Below are 16,523 nucleotides of genomic sequence, written 5' to 3' on the forward strand. Positions count from 1 at the left end.
CTCGCCGGACCTCCGCATGCTCGTTCTGCCCGACGGCCGCCAGGTTGCGACGCGTTATCGGGTGGGTTCGGGACCGGCGACCCTGGTGTTCCTGCCCGGCTATGGCTCCGACATGGAAGGCGGCAAGGCGGTCGCGCTGGACGCCTGGGCGGCGGAGCGAGGCCTCCCGGTGCTGCGCTTGGACTATTCGGGTACGGGCGCCTCGTCGGGCAGGTTCGAGAACGGAACGCTCAAGCGCTGGCTGGAGGACGCACGGTTCGCCATCGAGCAGCTGACGACCGGGCCGCTGATGTTGATCGGCTCGTCGATGGGCGGGTGGCTGATGCTGCATCTGGCGCTCGCTCTGCCCGACCGGGTGCGCGGCCTCCTTGGAATCGCGGCGGCGCCCGACTTCACTCAATGGGGCTTCAGCGAGGAGGATCGGGCCACCTTGCGGCGCACTGGGCAGTTGGTGCGCGATCCGGAGGCAGGCAACGCCGGGCTGACCACCCTGGCGTTCTGGCAGTCCGGCCAGGAGCTGCTGCTGCTCGGGGGTCCGATCGCGCTGTCCTGCCCGGTGCGGCTGCTCCACGGCGATGCCGACGAGACGGTGCCGTTCGAGGTTGCCGTCCGGCTCAAGGACGCGCTGCGTTCAGCCGATGTCCAGCTGACGATCGTCAAGGGCGGCGGGCATCGTCTGTCCGAGCCGTCGGAGGTCCGAACGATGCTGCGGACCGCGGCGGACCTGCTGGAGCTTGCCGGATGATCCTTGCCTTTCTCGCCAGCGCCGCCCTTGCCCAGGCCGTTTGCCCCGCCGGCGCGCCCGGAGCTGCCTGCCGCGCGGTGGCCGCGGTCAAGGGCAACCAGCCCGCGGTCGCAGCCGCCGAGTTCGAGACGGCCGCTGCTGCCGCGTCGGGTCCTGCCCGCGATCGCGCGCTGGCGGCAGCCGGGAACATGTGGATCGCGGCAGGCCAGCCGGGCAAAGCTGCGCTTGCGCTCGACCGGGCGTTGGCCGGAAGCGGTCTGCAGGCCGAACAGCGAGGCGAAGCGCTGCTCGACCGGGCGCGGGCCGCCGAGGCGCAGAACGACCTGAAGCTCGCCCGCGCCAAGGTGACGGAGGCGACGGGAACGATCAGCGCCGACCCGTTCCTGTGGTATTTCTCGGCTGCCTTGGCGATCCGCGAGGGCGATGCCGCCAATGCCAAGTCCGCGATCGGGCGGGCGCTGAGCCTTGCTCCGAACGACGCCCTCGCGCTGTTCGAGGCCGGGCACGTCTACCACTTCGCGGGAGAGCTCGAGCGGGCCCGGGACTATTGGCGCCGCGCGGCAGCCGCGGAGCCGACCAGCCCAACCGGCAAGGCCGCAGCCGAGGCACTGGCCTTGCTGGACAAGCCCGCCGCGCCCAAGTGAGCGGGCATGCGCTTCCTCCATATCATGATCCGGGTGTCGGACCCTGACGCCACCGTCCGCTTCTTCAATCTGCTTGGCCTCGAAGAACGACGGCGGATGAACAATGAGGCGGGCCGCTTCACCCTGATTTTCCTCGGCGCGCCGGGCGACCAAGGCGGGGAAGTCGAGCTCACCCACAATTGGGATCCTGAGCAGTACACTGGTGGGCGGAACTTCGGGCATCTCGCCTACGAGGTGGACGATATTTACGAGAGCTGCCGGCGGCTCGCGGACGCGGGCGTCACCATCAACCGCCCGCCCCGGGACGGACGAATGGCGTTCGTCCGCAGCCCCGACAATATCTCGATCGAGCTGCTGCAGCGCGGCGGCGCCCGGGCGCCGGCGGAGCCCTGGGCCTCCATGCCCAACACGGGCGAATGGTGATGACAGGCGGCGCGGAGGTCGTCGCGGTTCCAGCGCTCGGCGACAATTACATCTGGCTGCTCCACGATCGGGACAGCGGCCATACGGCGGTAGTCGACCCGGGTGACGGCGCGGCGGCGCTGAACGCCTTGGCCGAGCGCGGCTGGACCGCGGACCAGCTGCTGGTCACCCACTGGCATCCCGACCATACCGCTGGGGTGGCGCAGGTGCAGGCCGCAAGCGGCGCCGAGGTTTGGGCGCCGGGGGCCGAGCGCGCTAAGTTCGCCGGCTTCGATCATGGGGTGGGCGAGGGCGACCGAGTGACGGTCGGCCCATGGACGGCGGAGGTCTGGGCAGTGCCGGGTCATACGCTCGGGCACATCGCCTACATACTGCCGGAGATCGGCGTTGCCCTGGTCGGGGATACCCTGTTCGCCTGCGGCTGCGGCCGCCTGTTCGAAGGCACGCCAGAGCAGATGTTCGGATCGCTGCAGCGCCTGGGCGAGCTGCCTGGCGAGACGCTGGCCTATCCGGCGCACGAATATACGCTGTCCAACGTCCGCTTCGCCGCGCATGCGGAGCCGGGCAATGCCGCCATCGCCGAGCGGTTGCGCGCGGTCGAGGCGGCGCGAGCGAAAGGGCGGGTCACCCTGCCAACCAGCATTGCGGATGAGCGCGCCACTAATCCTTTCCTGCGCGCCGCCAGCGCAAAGGAGTTCGCCGCGCTCCGGGCCCGCAAAGACAGCTTCCGTTAAGCCGGGAGAAAGCATTCTCGGCCGTGCGTTGCAGGATCGAAGTCCTGCCCTGGAGACCACACATGCGCGCCCTCTTTACCGCAGCACTCGTCATCGCAACCTTGGCTGGCTGCGCCGTCAACGACGCTCAGCAGGGGCAGCGCTCCCTGCGCGGGCAGCAGACGCTCGACCGTTATCTTGCCGGCAAGACGGCCGGGGCGCCGCAGAGCTGCCTGCCTTCCTACCGCTCGCAGGACATGGTCGTGGTCGACGATCGGACGATCCTGTTCCGCGACGGATCCAACCGGGTGTGGCGCACCGATCCCGTTGGCGGCTGCAGTGGCCTGGGCCGGCCCGGCACCGCTCTGGTCACCCGCAGCTTCGGTGGCTCGGGCCTGTGCCGCGGCGAGATCGCAACGGTCGTGGACACCGCGAACGGCTTCACGGTGGGCAGCTGCTCCTTCGGCGACTTCGTGCCGTTTGAAGGGCCGCGCCGCTCCTGAGCTTATTTGCCGTAGAGCGCGTCCAGCCGCTCGCCGTAGCAGGCCCGGATGACGTGGCGGCGGATCTTCATGGATGGGGTCAGCATCTCGTTCTCGACCGAGAAGGCCTCGTCGGTCAGCGCGAATCGCCGGACCTTTTCGACCACCGACAATTCGGCATTCACCCGGTCCACCGCCCTGCCCAGCGCCGCGCGGACCGCCGCCTCGTCGTTGCCGAGCTCGCTTACCAGCTCGGGCTCGGGCACCAGTAGCCCGACCAGGTGCGGCCGACGGTCGCCGACCACCATCGCCTGAGCGATTTCGGGCTGGAGGGTCAGCATGCCCTCGACCCGTTGGGGCGAGACGTTGTCGCCCTTGTCGTTGACGATCAGGTCCTTCTTGCGGTCGGTGATGACGATCCGTCCGGCCTCGTCGAAGTGGCCGACGTCGCCCGTGTGCAGCCACCCGTCTTGCAGCACGCGCGCAGTCTCCTCCGCGTTGCGCCAATAGCCGTGCATGACGAGCTCGCCGCGAACCAGCAGCTCGCCGTCCTCGGCGATCCTGACCTCCGTATCGAGGAGCGGCGGGCCGACCGTGTCCATGCGGATGCCGTTCTTCGGACGGTTGCAGCTGATTACCGGCGCGGCCTCGGTCTGGCCGTAACCTTGCAGCACGGTCAGCCCGAGCGAGTGGAAGAACAGCCCGACCTCCGGGTTGAGCGGCGCGCCGCCGGAAACCATCGCCTTGATCCGTCCGCCGAAGCGTTTGGCGACCTTCCGGCGCACGGTCAGCCCGACCAGCAGGTCCATCGGCTTGTCGGTCAGCGGGATCGAGCCCTGCTCGTAGCGTTCCTGCCCGATCTCCAGCGCGCGGGTCAGCAGCTGCTGGGACAGCCCGCCCGATTTCTCGATCGCCTTGAGGATGCGCGCGCGCAGCATCTCGAACAGCCGCGGCACCACCACCATGATGGTCGGGCGCACGTCCTCGATGTTGGCCGACAGCTTCTCGAGGCTCTCGGCAAAGTAGATCTGAGCGCCGAGTCCGATCGGGAAGAACTGTCCGCCGCTATGTTCATAGGCGTGGCTGGCGGGGAGAAAGGAGAGAAAGATCTCCTCGTCCCAGCCGAAGTCGTTGGCGATGACGTCGGTGCAGGCGGCGACGTTGTGAAGGATGGCGCCATGATGCTGGCGGACGCCCCGCGGCGCGCCCCCGGTGCCGCTGGTGTAGATCAGGCAGGCGAGGTCCTCGCGGCGGAGCGTTGCGACTCGCTTGCGCAAGAGTTCGAGGTCACTGCCGTCCGACACCAGCTCGCCCCACTGGTGGAAGCGCGCGCCTTCCATCGACTGGCCGGTGCGGAAATCCTCGATGCCGATGACGTCATGGCAGTCGGACGAGAACAGCACGGCCGGCACCAGCGCCTTGGCCAATTTCTGGTTGGAGACGATCGCCACCTTGGCGCTGCTGTTGCCCAGAATGTGGGTGTGATCGCGGGTGGTATTCGTAGTATAGGTCGGCACGGTAACGCAGCCCGCGGCCATGATCGCGAGGTCGGCGATCAGCCATTCGGGCCGGTTCTCGCTCACCAGCATGACCCGGTCACCGGGTTGCAGCCCGAGCTTGAGGAGGCTCTCGGACAGCGCGGCGACCTGCCGTGCGGCTTCGTTGTAAGTGGTCGAGTGCCACTTGCCCCCGCGCTTGGCCCACAGGAACGGCTTGTCCCCTTTTTCCGCCACCCGCGCCAGGAACATGGCCACGAGGTTTGGAAAATGCTCCAGCTGGGTGCGCTTGCTCACGGGACGACCGCAGCCCCTTCGCTGCGGGGGTCGGCTGCTCCGAGCCATCCGCCGTCGCGCCACTCGATCGCATTCGCCTTGAAGCCCGGCTCGCGTGCCTCGACCTTGTGGCCGAGGGCACGAAGGGCGGGGATCATCGCCTCCAAGCTAGTGCCGCGCTCGACGAACACCGTGTCTCCGGGAGCAAACAGCGTGGGTGCGGCGATGGCCTGCTGGGCTGTCATGTTCCAGTCGACCACGCCGACGATCGCCTTGGCGACCTGCGCGATGATGGTCGCTCCGCCTGCTGCGCCGACCGCCAGCCGGACCTTGCCGTCGGGCCCGTAGACGATGGTCGGCGACATGGAGCTGCGCGGCCGCTTGCCCGCTTGAACGCGATTGGCGACCCGTTGGTTGTCGACCGTGGGGACGATGGAGAAATCGGTCAGCTCGTTGTTGAGGTAATATCCGTTGACCGTGAGCCCCGAGCCGAAGACGCTTTCGATCGTGGAGGTGAGCGACGCCACCTCGCCCCAGCGATCCACCGCGACGAAGTGGGAGGTGCCCGCTTCGACCTGTTCGCGCCCGGCAGCCACCCGCGGGGCCCCGGCGGGAGTGCCCGCGGCAACGCTCGTCAGCGCGCGGTCGGGTGCGATCACGGCGGAGCGCTGCGAGAGATAGCCGGGGTCGACCAGCCCCGCCGTGGGCACCGACACGAAGTCTGGGTCGGCGAGGTAGTGGTCGCGGTCGGCGAAGGCCAAGCGCATCGACTCCGCCAACAAGTGCCAGCTGGTCGGCGAACCGGGGCCGAGCCGCGCGAGGTCGAAGCGTTCGAGCTGCTTCAGGATGGCGAACACGGTTGTGCCGCCCGACGACGGCGGCCCCATGCCGCAGATGCGGTAGGCGCGATACCGGCCGCACACCGGCGGGCGCGGCTTGGCGTCATAGCTGGCGAGGTCGCCCGTCGACATACGTGACGGATTGCGCGGACTCCCGTTCACCGCCGCGACGATTGCCCGCGCGTTGGGGCCGACGTAAAAGGCCTCGGGGCCCCGCGCCAGCTGCTCCAGAAAGCCCGCGAGCGCCGGATTGCGAACGATCGTGCCGACCGGCAGCGGCTCTCCTTCCGGCCCGTAGTAGAGTGCGCGCGCCTCCGCGCTAAGCGCTCCCGTTTCGCGCGAGCGGTCAAGCGCGCGCCGGAACCGCGGCGTGATCGCGAAGCCGTCCCGTGCCAGGCGGATCGCCGGGCCGAACAGCTCCGCCCAGCGTAGCCGTCCCTGGTCGCGGTGGGCCAGCGCCATTAGCCGGACGTTGCCCGGCACGCCGACGCTGCGCCCGCCCGGGATGGCCTGCCCGACCGAGAGCGGCTGGCCGTTCTCCCAGAACCACAGCTCGTTGGCGGCCGCCGGTGCCTCTTCGCGGCCGTCGTAGGTCTGCGGCGTGCCGTCTCCATCCTCGTAGACCAGGAACCCGCCGCCGCCGATGCCGCTCGACTGCGGCTCGACTACGGTCAAGGCCACCAGGGTCGCCAGGGCCGCATCGGCCGCGCTGCCGCGGCGACGGAGCATCTCGGCTCCAGCCTCGGCCGCCCGGGGATCGGCGGCACTGACCAGTCCGGGCGAGGCGGCCGGGCCGGCGACAGGCGTCGTGGTGCAGGCGGAGAGCAGCCAGACGGCGAGCAGGGCCGGAACGCGGACACGCATGACGGGCAGCGCTACTCCGTCCCTACCGCCTCGGCAATGCTGTGGAAACCCGCCCGGCGGACCCGCTCGGCCAAGCCGTCCGCGATGCGGCGCGCAACCCCGGGGCCCTGATAGATCATCGCACTGTACAGCTGCACCAGGCTCGCGCCGGCGCGGATGCGCTCCCACGCGTCCCCCGCCGAGCCGATGCCGCCCGCGCCGATCAGCGGCAGTTGCCCGCCGGAAGCCGCGCGGAAGCGGCGCAGCGCGTGCAATGCCAGGGGCTTCAGCGGAGCGCCGGACAGCCCGCCGCTCTCCCCGGCGTGGCGCGACCGAAGCGGGGGGCGCGACACCGTCGTGTTGCTGACGATCAAGGCGTCGATCCCATGGTCGATTGCAGCGCGGACGATCTGTGCCGGCTCGGCCTCGCCAAGATCGGGCGCGACCTTGAGGAAAACGGGAGGCAAGCGACTCCCGTTTGGAGGGCCGGCAGCGCTGCGGGCATCGCGCACGGCAGCCAGCAGCTCCCGCAGCGCGCCTTCGTCCTGCAGCTGTCGCAATCCCGGCGTGTTGGGCGAGCTGATGTTGACGGTGAGATAGTCCGCCACCGGGGCCATCCCGCGGATGCCGTCCGCATAGTCGGCGATCCGGTCCGCGCTGTCCTTGTTGGCGCCGATGTTCACGCCGACGATCCCCATCTGGCCATCGCGCTTCCGCAGCCGTTCGGACGCTTCCGCCTGGCCGTGGCTATTGAAGCCGAAGCGGTTGATCACCGCCTCGTCCTCGGGCAGCCGGAACAGGCGCGGCCGGAAATTGCCGGGCTGAGGCTGCGGCGTCACCGTGCCGACCTCCACGGAGCCGAAGCCCAGCGCCAGCATCGCGCCTGCCACCTCGCCATGCTTGTCGAAGCCCGCGGCCAGGCCGACCGGAGAAGGGAAGCGCAGGCCTGCGACCGTGCTGGCGAGCTCAGGGGCAAAGGCTGGCGCGTGGCGCTTCGGCATCGCCCTCAGTGCGGCGATCGTCAGGCTGTGGGCCTGCTCCGGATCGACCCGGAAGATCAGCGGCCGAAGGGTCTGATAAAGTCGCATGGGCGGCGTGGTTGCGGAAATCGCAGCCGGCGACAAGCGTAGCCTGCCCCTTCTTTTCTCAACCGCCGTCCGCCCCACATGGAAACCCACGCGCCGCCGCCGGGTTGGGCCGGTGCAAAGGGAGTTGTGTCTGATGGCCGATGTTGAAACCCAGGTCCGGCGCTTGCAGGTGGCGAACCTGCCGCCCGCGGACAGCGGTCGCGGCATCGCCCGCTTGCCGACCAAGTTCATGGCGGAGCTCGGGCTGGCGGACGGTGACGTGGTGGAGATCGTCGGCAAGCGCACCACCCCGGCTCGCGCGATCCGCCCTTATGGCGACGACGAAGGCCTCGACATCATCCGGCTGGACGGCCTTCAGCGGGCCAACGCCGGGGTCGGCTCAGGCGATTTCGTGGAGGTGCGCAAGGCCGACAGCAAGCCCGCCACGCGCGTGGTCTTCGCGCCGGCGCAGAACAACATCCGGCTGGCCGGCTCGACGGAGGCGCTGAAGCGCAGCTTCGCCGGGCGCCCGCTCACCGCCGGCGATACGGTCGCCACCACCGGTCACCAGCGAGTCAACGCCGACATGCCCGAGCACGTCCGCCACCTGCTCAACGCCCCGGCCTTTGCGCTGCAGGAGATACGCCTCAACGTCGTCAGCACCGGGCCGCGCGGGATCGTCCACATCGACGCGAACACCCAGGTGGAGCTGCTGCCCGAGTTCACCGAGCAGCATGGCGAACGCCGCGCGGATGTCACCTACGACGACCTCGGCGGGCTTCGCGACACGATCGACGCGTTGCGCGAGATGGTGGAGCTGCCGCTGCGCCATCCCGAGCTGTTCCAGCGCCTCGGTGTCGATCCTCCCAAGGGCGTGCTGCTCCACGGCCCTCCCGGCACCGGCAAGACCCGGCTGGCGCGCGCGGTCGCCAATGAGAGCGATGCCCAATTCTTCCACATCGCGGGACCCGAGATCATGGGCTCGGCCTATGGCGAGTCGGAGAAAAGGCTGCGCGAGCTGTTCGAGGAAGCCGCGCAAGCCGCGCCGTCGATCGTCTTCATCGACGAGATCGATTCCATTGCGCCCAAGCGCGGACAGGTCACCGGCGAGGCGGAGAAGCGGCTGGTCGCGCAGCTCCTCACTCTGATGGACGGGCTTGAGCCGCGCCAGAACCTGGTGGTGATCGCCGCCACCAACCGGCCCGAGGCGATCGACGAAGCGCTGCGCCGCCCTGGCCGCTTTGACCGCGAAATCGTGGTCGGGGTGCCCGACGAGAACGGCCGGCGCGAAATCCTCGGCATCCATACCCGCGGCATGCCGCTGGACGGCGGGGTCGACCTCGACGGCCTGTCGCGCCGCACCTACGGCTTCGTCGGCGCCGACTTGGCCGCGCTGACCCGCGAAGCGGCGCTGGAGTCCGTCCGCCGGATCATGCCGGAGATCAACCTGTCGGAAGGCACCATTCCCAACGAGGTCCTGGATAAGCTGGCGGTGGTCGGCTCGGACTTCGACAATGCTCTCAAGCGCGTGCAGCCCTCGGCCATGCGCGAGGTCATGGTGCAGGTGCCCAACATTGGCTGGGACGATGTCGGTGGCCTCGACCAGGCGGCGGAGAAGCTGCGCGAAGGCGTCGAACTGCCGCTCAAGCACCCTGAAGCGTTCCGCCGGCTCGGCATCCGACCGGCCAAAGGCTTCCTGCTCTACGGCCCGCCGGGCACCGGCAAGACCCTGCTGGCCAAGGCCTGCGCGCGGGAGAGTCAGGCCAACTTCATCGCGGTGAAGTCTTCGGACCTGCTCAGTAAATGGTATGGCGAGAGCGAGCAGCAGATTGCCCGGCTGTTCGCCCGCGCCCGCCAGGTTGCACCCACCGTAATCTTCATCGACGAGCTCGACAGCCTGGTGCCCGCGCGCGGCGGGGGCATGGGCGAGCCGCAGGTCACCGAGCGGGTAGTCAACACCATCCTCGCCGAAATGGACGGGCTGGAGGAGCTTGGCAGCGTGGTGGTGATCGGCGCCACCAATCGGCCCAACCTCATCGACCCCGCGCTGCTTCGGCCGGGCCGCTTCGACGAGTTGGTCTATGTCGGCGTGCCCGATGCGAAGGGCCGTCGTCAGATCCTGGCGATCCACGCCAAGGAGATGCCAATGGCGGCGGACGTGAACTTGGATGCGCTGGCCGAGCGAACGGAGCGGTTTACGGGCGCGGACCTTGAGGATCTGACCCGCCGCGCGGGCCTCACCGCCCTGCGCCGCGGTGTCGATGCTACCGAGGTCACCATGGCCGACTTCGACAAGGCGCTGGAGGAGACGCGCGCTTCCGTCACAAAGGAGATGCTGGACGAGTACGAGCGCATCCAGGCGACCTTGAAGAGCGATGCGGTGCGGCCGGACGGCGGTGGAATCGGGTTCGTTACGCCGGGGATGCTTCGTCCGCGTGGGGCTGAGCGCCCGGCTTAGCGAGGCGCAGCGCCGCCCATGGCAGCAGCAGCAATAGCAGAAGGGCGGCAGCGGCGAACGGCAGGTGCTGGTCGAGCTCGTACAGGGCCATGCCGACTGCCGGCGCCGCAACGAAGCTGATGCCGTTGGCCGCGGTGATCACGCCCGCCACCGCGCCCTGCTCGGCCAGCGGCACCGCCAGGCTCGCCCCCGCGGTGAAGCCTGGGCGAGTGAAACCGAAGCCGACCGACGTGATGCCGAACCCCAGCACCAGCCCGTAGAGGTCCTCGGCGAACACGGTAGTGACCAGCCCGAAGCAGGCGATGGCGCTGCCCCACAGGATCAGGCTCCGCGGGCTGAGGTCAAGGCGCGGGATCAGGCCCCATTGCGCTGCCAGGGTCGCCGCCGCACCCGCCATCATCACGATCGCGATCGACTCCTCCGCGCCGTTGGGCGAGAGCTTCAGCTGGTCGATCACGAAGAAGCCGATGCAGGTCAGCGCCGCCGCCTGGGCGTGGCCCGCCGCGACGCCCGCCAGCACCCAGCGGCGAATCCGCCCGTCGCGCCAGCTCAGCCGCGGCCCGCGCTGCTCGGCCGTGGCCGCGCGCACGCTGGCGCCCGTCACCATGGACGCCTGGCTCGGGTAACTCATCGCGGCCCCGCGGCCTTCCCTCGGCCCCGCCGCATCGTCGGGCAGCCACAGCAGGATGGCGACGAACACGCCCACCCCGATCAGCGAAAAGGCAAACAGCGGGCCGGGCAGACCGATGAACGGCAGCACGAACAAGGGGGCAAGCGCCGGTCCGACGATGGTGCCGAGGCCGAAGGAAGAGGAGAGGGCGGACAGGGCGGCGACCCGCGCCGACTTGCGCGTCTTGCTGGCGAGATAGGCCTGGGTTGCACTGGGGGTGGCGCAGCCGAGCGAGCCGTAGATGGCGCGGAACAGCCCGAACAGGACGAAGGTGAGCGTTCCGCCGATCCAGCCGTGCAGTCCGGCGACCAGGGCGAGGCCGCACAAGGCCATGGATACGATAAAGCCGCCGACGCCGAGCAAAGTCAGCGCCTTGCGGCCGTTGCGGTCGCTCTTCTCCGCCCAGTAGGGGGCCAGCACCACCCACAGCACCGCCGACCAGGTATAGGCGATCGCCACCCAGAAGTCGGCAATGCCGATGGCGCGGCCGATGGCCGGCATGACCGATTGCAGCGCGGTGTTGCCCGCGGCCGCGACCAACATGGCCGCGAACAGCAGCAGGAAGTTGGACGTCGACAAGGCCGAGCCGCCGACCCGCTGATGCTTGCGGCTTCCAGGCATGCGGCGGCCTTAACTTGCTGGGCCGGCCACGCAACCGACATCGGGCGGAACTTGCCAAAGACTGCGGCATTTGCTTGACGAGCCGCTTTCCCCCGTCACCGGAGCCTGCATGTCCGTCTCGTCCGCCCGCACGCTGAAGGGACCCCGCCGCCTTGCCCGACGCAATGCGCTGGGGTCGGCCAACCCGCGCCTACAGTTCCTGCGCGAGTTCCTGAAGCACCCGGTGATGGTCGGGTCCGTGATCCCGTCCAGCCGCAAATTAATCGATCGCATGCTGGCGCCGGTCGACTGGGACAACACGGAGCTGTTCGTCGAATATGGCCCGGGCGTCGGCACCTTCACTCGCCCGATCCTGGAGCGGCTCGGCCCGAACGCAACGCTGATCACCATCGACACCAACCCGGGCTTTACCGAGTTCCTGCGGGAATCTGTCGACGACGACCGGCTAGTGCCGGTGACCGGCTCCGCGGCGGAGGTTGAGAAGATCCTGGCCGACCGCGGCTTTGCCCAGGCCGATTATGTGCTGTCCGGCCTGCCTTTCTCGACCTTGCCGCCCGGCGTCGGCCATGCCATCGGTGCCGCGACCTCACAGGTGATCCGCCCTGGCGGGGCGTTCCTGGTCTACCAGTTCAGCCCCAAGGTCCTCGACTTCATCGCGCCGGTGTTCGAGCGGGTCGAGCGCGGGTTCGAATGGGTCAACGTCCCGCCGGCCACCCTGTTCTGGGCGTACCGCGAACCCAGCGACTAACGTTCCGCGCCGAAGTTCAGCCGGCGGGTGACCGTATAATCCATGCTGGTCACCAGCCAGTGGCTGACCGTCCACTTCAGCCGCCGCAGCCAGCCAGCCCTGGCCTTGTGCAGCTCGGGCGTGATCCGCTCGCTGTCCGCCAGCTCCCGCTCGAAATAGCTGCGCAGCTGGGCGGCAAAGCCCGCGTCCTCGATCCGCAGCATCAACTCCAAGTTGAGGTACAGGCTGCGGAAATCGAAGTTGGACGAGCCGATGTGCACGGCGTCGTCCAGGATCAGCAGCTTGGTATGCAGCTTGGCCGGGCGATATTCGAACATCTCGACCCCGGCCCGGAGCAGCCGCGCGTAGGTATGGCGGGCGGCGGCAATGGTGGCGTCATTGTCGGACTTGGCGGCGGTGATGATCCGCACCTGTCCCCGCCGCCCCATGCGCGCCACCCGCCGCAGCATGGCGAACGGAGGCGAGAAGTAAGCCGCGATAAGGTCGAGCCGCTGCCCTTCCTTGAGCTCCTTGACGATCTGCCTGACCCACAGGTTGCGGCGGCTCATCGGGCCCGAGAAGCGCCATTGCAGCGGTCCTTCCCGCTCCGTGTGGCGGAGCATGATCCGCCGGAGCGAGCGCATCTTCGCGCCCTTGGTGCCGGTCCACCGGAGGATCGCGTCGAAGTAGCGGCCCGCGGCCGGAACCGCGGCACCGTCCAGCAACAGCCACAGGTCGCGCCAGTGTGCCGGCCCCTGATCGCTTAGGTAATGGGCATGGATGTTCGCCCCGCCGATGATCGCACGATGGTCATCGACCACCACCAATTTCTGATGGTTGCGCAGCAGGTAGCGCCGCCCGTAGCGGGGGTGGAACAGGCACAGCTTCCCACCCTGTTTCCTGAGCGGGTCGAAGAAGCCGGCAGAAACGTCCGAGCCGAACCCGTCGATGAGCAGGTCGACTGCCACTCCGCGCATGGCGGCGCGGGTCAGCGCGTCGCGGACGGCCTTGCCGGCGCTGTCGTCGGCAAACATGTAGAACAGCATGCGGATGCTGCGCTCCGCCGTGTCGATCAGCGCCAGCAGCGCCCGCAACCGCGCCGCGCCGGTCTCCAGCACCTCCAGCCGCGTGCCCGCGATCTCCGCGGTGATCCGCTGGGTCTCGGAAGCAGGAGCTGACAGGACCGCTTCAGCCATTGGGAGCGACTTGGAACGACCTGGCCGCAGTGGCAAGCGTCCATCACCGGCTGTCATGGAATGGGAGCAGGCCGCTTTCCTTGACAGACCGGAGGCTCCGGCTTACTTCGCACGCTTCCTTTTCATGCTGCTCCAACAAAAAGGCAGGCCCGGTCCATGGCGCGCGTCACCGTCGAAGATTGCGTCGACAAGATCCCCAACCGCTTCGACCTCGTCCTGTTCGCTGCGCAGCGCGCCCGGCAGATCTCCGGTGGCGCCGACCTGACCATCGATCGCGACCGCGACAAGAACCCGGTCGTCGCCCTGCGCGAGATCGCGGAGGAAACGGTGCGCCCGCGCGAGCTGGAGGAAGCTGTGGTCAGCGGGCTGCAGCGCGTCCAGGTCGACGAGGAGGATGCGACCGACGAGCTGGCCAGCCTCAGCGAGTCGGCGGAGGCCCTCCGCCTGACCGCAGCTGCCCCGCCGCGGCCGACTCCGAGCGGCGGCGACTACGAATAAGCAGCTGCCGGCCGCTCAGGCGGCGGCGTCTTCCACGATCGTCAACGGCTCCGGCAGCCGGTAGCCGCGCCCATCGTCGTCCAGCCACATTAATTCATGCAGCGCGAGCTCACGCCCGTCATGCGCGCGGATGGTAATACGTCCAATCGGCTTGCCGTCGCGAACGTCCGCCACGACCCGATCGTTGCTGCCATGCCCCCAATCCAGCGCCCATTGCCGCAGCGCCAGCACCACCGGCAGCAAGGCCTCGCCCTTCTCCGTCAGTGAGTAGATCACCTTGCGCCGGTCGCACGGATCGGCGGCCCGCTGCAGGATGCCACCGGTGACCATCTTGGCGAGCCGGTCGGACAGGATGTTGCGGGCAATGCCGAGGCAGGCCTGGAACTCCTCGAAGTGTTGCAGCCCGTTGAGCGCTCCCCGGACGATCAGAAACGCCCATTTCTCGCCAATCAGATCAATCGCGCTGGGCAGGGGACAACGCAGTGCCGCCGCCTTGAACGCATCGATATGCTTGATGTCGCGGGTCAAGCCTCAGTCCCTTTTCTCTTCGGCCAAGCAATACAAGCACATCTTCTAGCAACTGAACAGCTTAAGCGTTCGTGTTTGAAGCGCTTCGGGCCAGTCACCGGTGCTTTTCGCACTTGCAACATAGGCGATTGCCAGCCCACATAGCGGAGGTGCTGCGCCAATATGAACTGGTTGAGCGGGTCCGCTCCTATGATCCGGACGCCGACGAAGGGCTGATCAACCGCGCTTACGTCTTCTCCATGAAGGCGCATGGTGCGCAGACCCGGGCCAGCGGCGATCCTTATTTCAGCCATCCGATCGAGGTCGCGGGAATCCTGACCGACCTCAAGCTGGACGACGAGACCATCGTTACCGGCATCCTCCACGACACCATCGAGGATACGGTCGCCACCCCCGACGAGATCGAGCGGCTGTTTGGGGCGAACGTCGCGCGGCTGGTCGACGGGGTCACCAAGCTCAGCAAGATCGAGGCGCAGTCGGAAAGCGAGCGGGCCGCGGAGAATCTCCGCAAGTTCCTGCTGGCGCTGTCCGACGACATCCGCGTGCTGCTGGTGAAGCTCGCCGACCGGCTGCACAACATGCGCACGCTTCACCACATCGACTCGGAGGAGAAGCGCCGCCGTATCGCCCGCGAGACGATGGACATCTACGCGCCGCTCGCCGAGCGGATCGGCATGTACGAGATCATGAACGAGATGCAGACGCTCGCGTTCACCGAGCTCGAGCCCGACGCCTACGCTTCCATCACCCGTCGCCTGGCGCAGCTCCATGCCGAGGGCGGCGACATCGTCAGCCGCATTGGGTTGGGGCTGCAGCTGCATCTCGCCGACAACGGGCTGGAAGCGGAGGTCACCGGCCGCGAGAAGCATCCCTACAGCATCTGGAAGAAGATGGCCGAACGGCACATCAGCTTCGAGCAGCTGTCGGATGTCATGGCCTTTCGCGTGATCGTCGACGATGTGGACGAATGCTACCGCGCGCTCGGCCAGATTCACCGCCGCTGGCCGATGGTGCCCGGCCGCTTCAAGGACTTCATCTCCACCCCCAAGCGCAACGGTTATCGGTCGCTTCATACCTCCGTCATCCACGACACCAAGATGCGGATCGAGGTCCAGATCCGCACGGCGGCGATGCACGAGCAGGCCGAGCAGGGGCTGGCCGCGCACTGGGCCTACAAGGAAGGCAAGCCCAGCGCCGACGTGCGCGTGCCGTGGATCGACGACCTGGTCGAGATCCTTGACCATGCCGACAGCCCGGAAGAGCTGCTTGAGCATACCCGGATGGCGATGTACCAGGACCGGATCTTCGCCTTCACGCCCAAGGGCGAGCTCATTCAGCTGCCCAAGGGCGCGACCCCGGTCGACTTCGCTTACGCGGTGCATACCCGGCTGGGCGACCAGACGGTCGGGGCCAAGGTCAACGGCCGCGTGGTGCCGCTGCGCACCCTGCTTGAGAACGGCGACCAAGTCGACATCCTGACCAGCGACGCCCAGCATCCGCAGCCCTCGTGGCTACGCTTCGTCGCGACCGGCAAGGCGCGCTCGGCCGTGCGCCGCTTCGCCCGGCACAAGGAGCGCGACGAATCGGTCGAGCTGGGCCGCAAGATCTTCGACGAGATCGTTGCACGCCTGCCTGTCCCGCTGCCGGCGGAGGCGCTGCCGCGCACGCTCAAGAAGCTCAAGCTTGAGGACGAGGACGCGCTGATGATCGCCATCGCGCGCAAACGGATCGGCGACGAGGCGCTGATGGAGGCGCTCATGCCGGGTTCGACCGGCGGCGACGTTGCGCCGCGTCCCGTCGCCCAGAAGCGGGCGATCTCCATCAAGGGGCTGACCGCCGGGGTTGCCTATCACCTCGCGCCCTGCTGCCACCCGATCCCTGGCGACCGCATCGTCGGCCTGCGCCGCGAGGACGAGGAAATCGAGGTGCACGCGATCGGCTGCGACCGGCTCGCCTCGGGTGTGGACGCGGACTGGATGGACCTCGCCTGGGGGGACGGCTCGGACGGTGCCACGGCGCGGCTGTGCATCATCCTGCGCGACGTGGCCGGCGCCCTCGGCTCCATGGCCGGCGTGCTTGGCGGCAAGGGCGCCAACATCGTCAACCTGGCGCTGGTGCACCGCGACGGATCGTTCCACACATTCCACGTGGACGTGGAAGTGCACGACCTGGCGCACCTTCATGCAATTATGGCGGCGCTGCGGGCCGCGGATCAGGTGTCCAGCGCGGAGCGGATATAAGTCGGCCGTCATCCCCGCGAAAGCGGGGATCCATCTCCCCTCGACACCTCGTAGCCC

The 16,523-nt window shown here is 68.4% G+C and carries 15 protein-coding genes; 9 read left to right on the forward strand and 6 right to left on the reverse strand.

The annotated features are described in order from the left end of the window. Nucleotides 1–16 precede the first annotated feature (16 nt). The 5 genes from QZX62_RS00435 (at nucleotide 17) to QZX62_RS00455 (ending at nucleotide 3,028) form a co-directional block, all read left to right on the forward strand. On the forward strand, nucleotides 17–745 hold the full coding sequence (locus QZX62_RS00435) for an alpha/beta hydrolase (protein WP_294171348.1): 729 nt from the start codon (nucleotides 17–19) through the stop codon (nucleotides 743–745). After that, nucleotides 742–1,389: a hypothetical protein gene (locus QZX62_RS00440; protein ID WP_294171349.1), complete on the forward strand. Its 648-nt coding sequence runs from the start codon at nucleotides 742–744 to the stop codon at nucleotides 1,387–1,389. The genes QZX62_RS00435 and QZX62_RS00440 overlap by 4 nt, the downstream gene beginning before the upstream one ends. Before the next feature lie 6 nt (nucleotides 1,390–1,395). Continuing rightward, a complete protein-coding gene (locus QZX62_RS00445; protein ID WP_294171351.1) occupies nucleotides 1,396–1,812 on the forward strand; it encodes a VOC family protein in 417 nt (138 codons plus the stop codon). Further along, nucleotides 1,812–2,546: a hydroxyacylglutathione hydrolase gene (gloB, locus tag QZX62_RS00450; protein ID WP_294171352.1), complete on the forward strand. Its 735-nt coding sequence runs from the start codon at nucleotides 1,812–1,814 to the stop codon at nucleotides 2,544–2,546. Before QZX62_RS00445 ends, gloB begins: the two co-directional genes overlap by 1 nt. A gap of 62 nt (nucleotides 2,547–2,608) precedes the next feature. Continuing rightward, nucleotides 2,609–3,028 (forward strand): hypothetical protein, encoded by a 420-nt coding sequence (locus QZX62_RS00455; protein ID WP_294171354.1) that lies wholly within the window; start codon nucleotides 2,609–2,611, stop codon nucleotides 3,026–3,028. 2 nt (nucleotides 3,029–3,030) lie between these two features. Here the strand turns inward: QZX62_RS00455 and QZX62_RS00460 are convergent, their stop codons facing one another. The 3 genes from QZX62_RS00460 to QZX62_RS00470 are packed head-to-tail and all read right to left on the reverse strand — an operon-like array spanning nucleotide 3,031 to nucleotide 7,549. After that, complete coding sequence (locus QZX62_RS00460) at nucleotides 3,031–4,755, reverse strand: long-chain fatty acid--CoA ligase (protein ID WP_294171429.1); 1,725 nt, start codon at nucleotides 4,753–4,755, stop codon at nucleotides 3,031–3,033. 41 nt (nucleotides 4,756–4,796) lie between these two features. After that, entirely contained in the window at nucleotides 4,797–6,482 is a 1,686-nt protein-coding gene (gene ggt, locus QZX62_RS00465) for a gamma-glutamyltransferase (protein ID WP_294171355.1), read from the reverse strand. A gap of 11 nt (nucleotides 6,483–6,493) precedes the next feature. Continuing rightward, complete coding sequence (locus QZX62_RS00470; RefSeq protein ID WP_294171356.1) at nucleotides 6,494–7,549, reverse strand: quinone-dependent dihydroorotate dehydrogenase; 1,056 nt, start codon at nucleotides 7,547–7,549, stop codon at nucleotides 6,494–6,496. 133 nt (nucleotides 7,550–7,682) lie between these two features. On the opposite strand from QZX62_RS00470, the gene QZX62_RS00475 reads away from it, so the two are divergent. Beyond that, complete coding sequence (locus tag QZX62_RS00475) at nucleotides 7,683–9,986, forward strand: CDC48 family AAA ATPase (RefSeq protein WP_294171357.1); 2,304 nt, start codon at nucleotides 7,683–7,685, stop codon at nucleotides 9,984–9,986. On the opposite strand, the gene QZX62_RS00480 is transcribed toward QZX62_RS00475, so the two are convergent. Then, nucleotides 9,940–11,277 carry an MFS transporter gene (locus QZX62_RS00480; protein WP_294171358.1) on the reverse strand — a complete coding sequence of 446 codons (1,338 nt, stop codon included), beginning with the start codon at nucleotides 11,275–11,277 and terminating at the stop codon, nucleotides 9,940–9,942. The two genes, QZX62_RS00475 and QZX62_RS00480, sit on opposite strands and share 47 nt — an antisense overlap. A 109-nt stretch (nucleotides 11,278–11,386) precedes the next feature. Between QZX62_RS00480 and QZX62_RS00485 the strand changes: the two genes are divergently transcribed. Further along, nucleotides 11,387–12,025 (forward strand): methyltransferase, encoded by a 639-nt coding sequence (locus QZX62_RS00485; protein ID WP_294171359.1) that lies wholly within the window; start codon nucleotides 11,387–11,389, stop codon nucleotides 12,023–12,025. Here the strand turns inward: QZX62_RS00485 and QZX62_RS00490 are convergent. Beyond that, nucleotides 12,022–13,200: a phosphatidylserine/phosphatidylglycerophosphate/cardiolipin synthase family protein gene (locus QZX62_RS00490; protein WP_294171360.1), complete on the reverse strand. Its 1,179-nt coding sequence runs from the start codon at nucleotides 13,198–13,200 to the stop codon at nucleotides 12,022–12,024. The two genes, QZX62_RS00485 and QZX62_RS00490, sit on opposite strands and share 4 nt — an antisense overlap. Nucleotides 13,201–13,356: 156 nt before the next feature. Here QZX62_RS00490 and rpoZ point away from each other — a divergent pair, with 156 nt between their 5' ends. Continuing rightward, the gene (gene rpoZ / locus QZX62_RS00495; RefSeq protein WP_294171361.1) at nucleotides 13,357–13,698 is read left to right on the forward strand and encodes a DNA-directed RNA polymerase subunit omega; all 342 of its coding nucleotides are present in this window, start codon (nucleotides 13,357–13,359) and stop codon (nucleotides 13,696–13,698) included. Between the two features lie 15 nt (nucleotides 13,699–13,713). Here the strand turns inward: rpoZ and QZX62_RS00500 are convergent, their stop codons facing one another. Continuing rightward, nucleotides 13,714–14,226 (reverse strand): helix-turn-helix domain-containing protein, encoded by a 513-nt coding sequence (locus QZX62_RS00500; protein WP_294171362.1) that lies wholly within the window; start codon nucleotides 14,224–14,226, stop codon nucleotides 13,714–13,716. Nucleotides 14,227–14,375: 149 nt separating this feature from the next. On the opposite strand from QZX62_RS00500, the gene QZX62_RS00505 reads away from it, so the two are divergent. Then, nucleotides 14,376–16,466 carry a bifunctional (p)ppGpp synthetase/guanosine-3',5'-bis(diphosphate) 3'-pyrophosphohydrolase gene (locus QZX62_RS00505; RefSeq protein WP_294171363.1) on the forward strand — a complete coding sequence of 697 codons (2,091 nt, stop codon included), beginning with the start codon at nucleotides 14,376–14,378 and terminating at the stop codon, nucleotides 16,464–16,466. The last annotated feature ends 57 nt before the right edge of the window (nucleotides 16,467–16,523 follow it).

Source organism: uncultured Sphingomonas sp. (genome assembly GCF_902806265.1).
Lineage (GTDB): Bacteria > Pseudomonadota > Alphaproteobacteria > Sphingomonadales > Sphingomonadaceae > Sphingomicrobium.

Bases quoted from the DNA above. Each gene is read 5' to 3' on its own strand.
- QZX62_RS00440 (WP_294171349.1), top strand. From the start codon at position 742: ATGATCCTTGCCTTTCTCGCCAGCGCCGCCCTTGCCCAGGCCGTTTGC.
- QZX62_RS00435 (WP_294171348.1), top strand. From the start codon at position 17: ATGCTCGTTCTGCCCGACGGCCGCCAGGTTGCGACGCGTTATCGGGTG.
- ggt (WP_294171355.1), bottom strand. From the start codon at position 6,482: ATGCGTGTCCGCGTTCCGGCCCTGCTCGCCGTCTGGCTGCTCTCCGCC.
- QZX62_RS00485 (WP_294171359.1), top strand. From the start codon at position 11,387: ATGTCCGTCTCGTCCGCCCGCACGCTGAAGGGACCCCGCCGCCTTGCC.
- rpoZ (WP_294171361.1), top strand. From the start codon at position 13,357: ATGGCGCGCGTCACCGTCGAAGATTGCGTCGACAAGATCCCCAACCGC.
- QZX62_RS00470 (WP_294171356.1), bottom strand. From the start codon at position 7,549: ATGCGACTTTATCAGACCCTTCGGCCGCTGATCTTCCGGGTCGATCCG.
- QZX62_RS00475 (WP_294171357.1), top strand. From the start codon at position 7,683: ATGGCCGATGTTGAAACCCAGGTCCGGCGCTTGCAGGTGGCGAACCTG.
- QZX62_RS00455 (WP_294171354.1), top strand. From the start codon at position 2,609: ATGCGCGCCCTCTTTACCGCAGCACTCGTCATCGCAACCTTGGCTGGC.
- QZX62_RS00480 (WP_294171358.1), bottom strand. From the start codon at position 11,277: ATGCCTGGAAGCCGCAAGCATCAGCGGGTCGGCGGCTCGGCCTTGTCG.
- QZX62_RS00445 (WP_294171351.1), top strand. From the start codon at position 1,396: ATGCGCTTCCTCCATATCATGATCCGGGTGTCGGACCCTGACGCCACC.
- QZX62_RS00460 (WP_294171429.1), bottom strand. From the start codon at position 4,755: ATGTTCCTGGCGCGGGTGGCGGAAAAAGGGGACAAGCCGTTCCTGTGG.
- gloB (WP_294171352.1), top strand. From the start codon at position 1,812: ATGACAGGCGGCGCGGAGGTCGTCGCGGTTCCAGCGCTCGGCGACAAT.
- QZX62_RS00490 (WP_294171360.1), bottom strand. From the start codon at position 13,200: ATGGCTGAAGCGGTCCTGTCAGCTCCTGCTTCCGAGACCCAGCGGATC.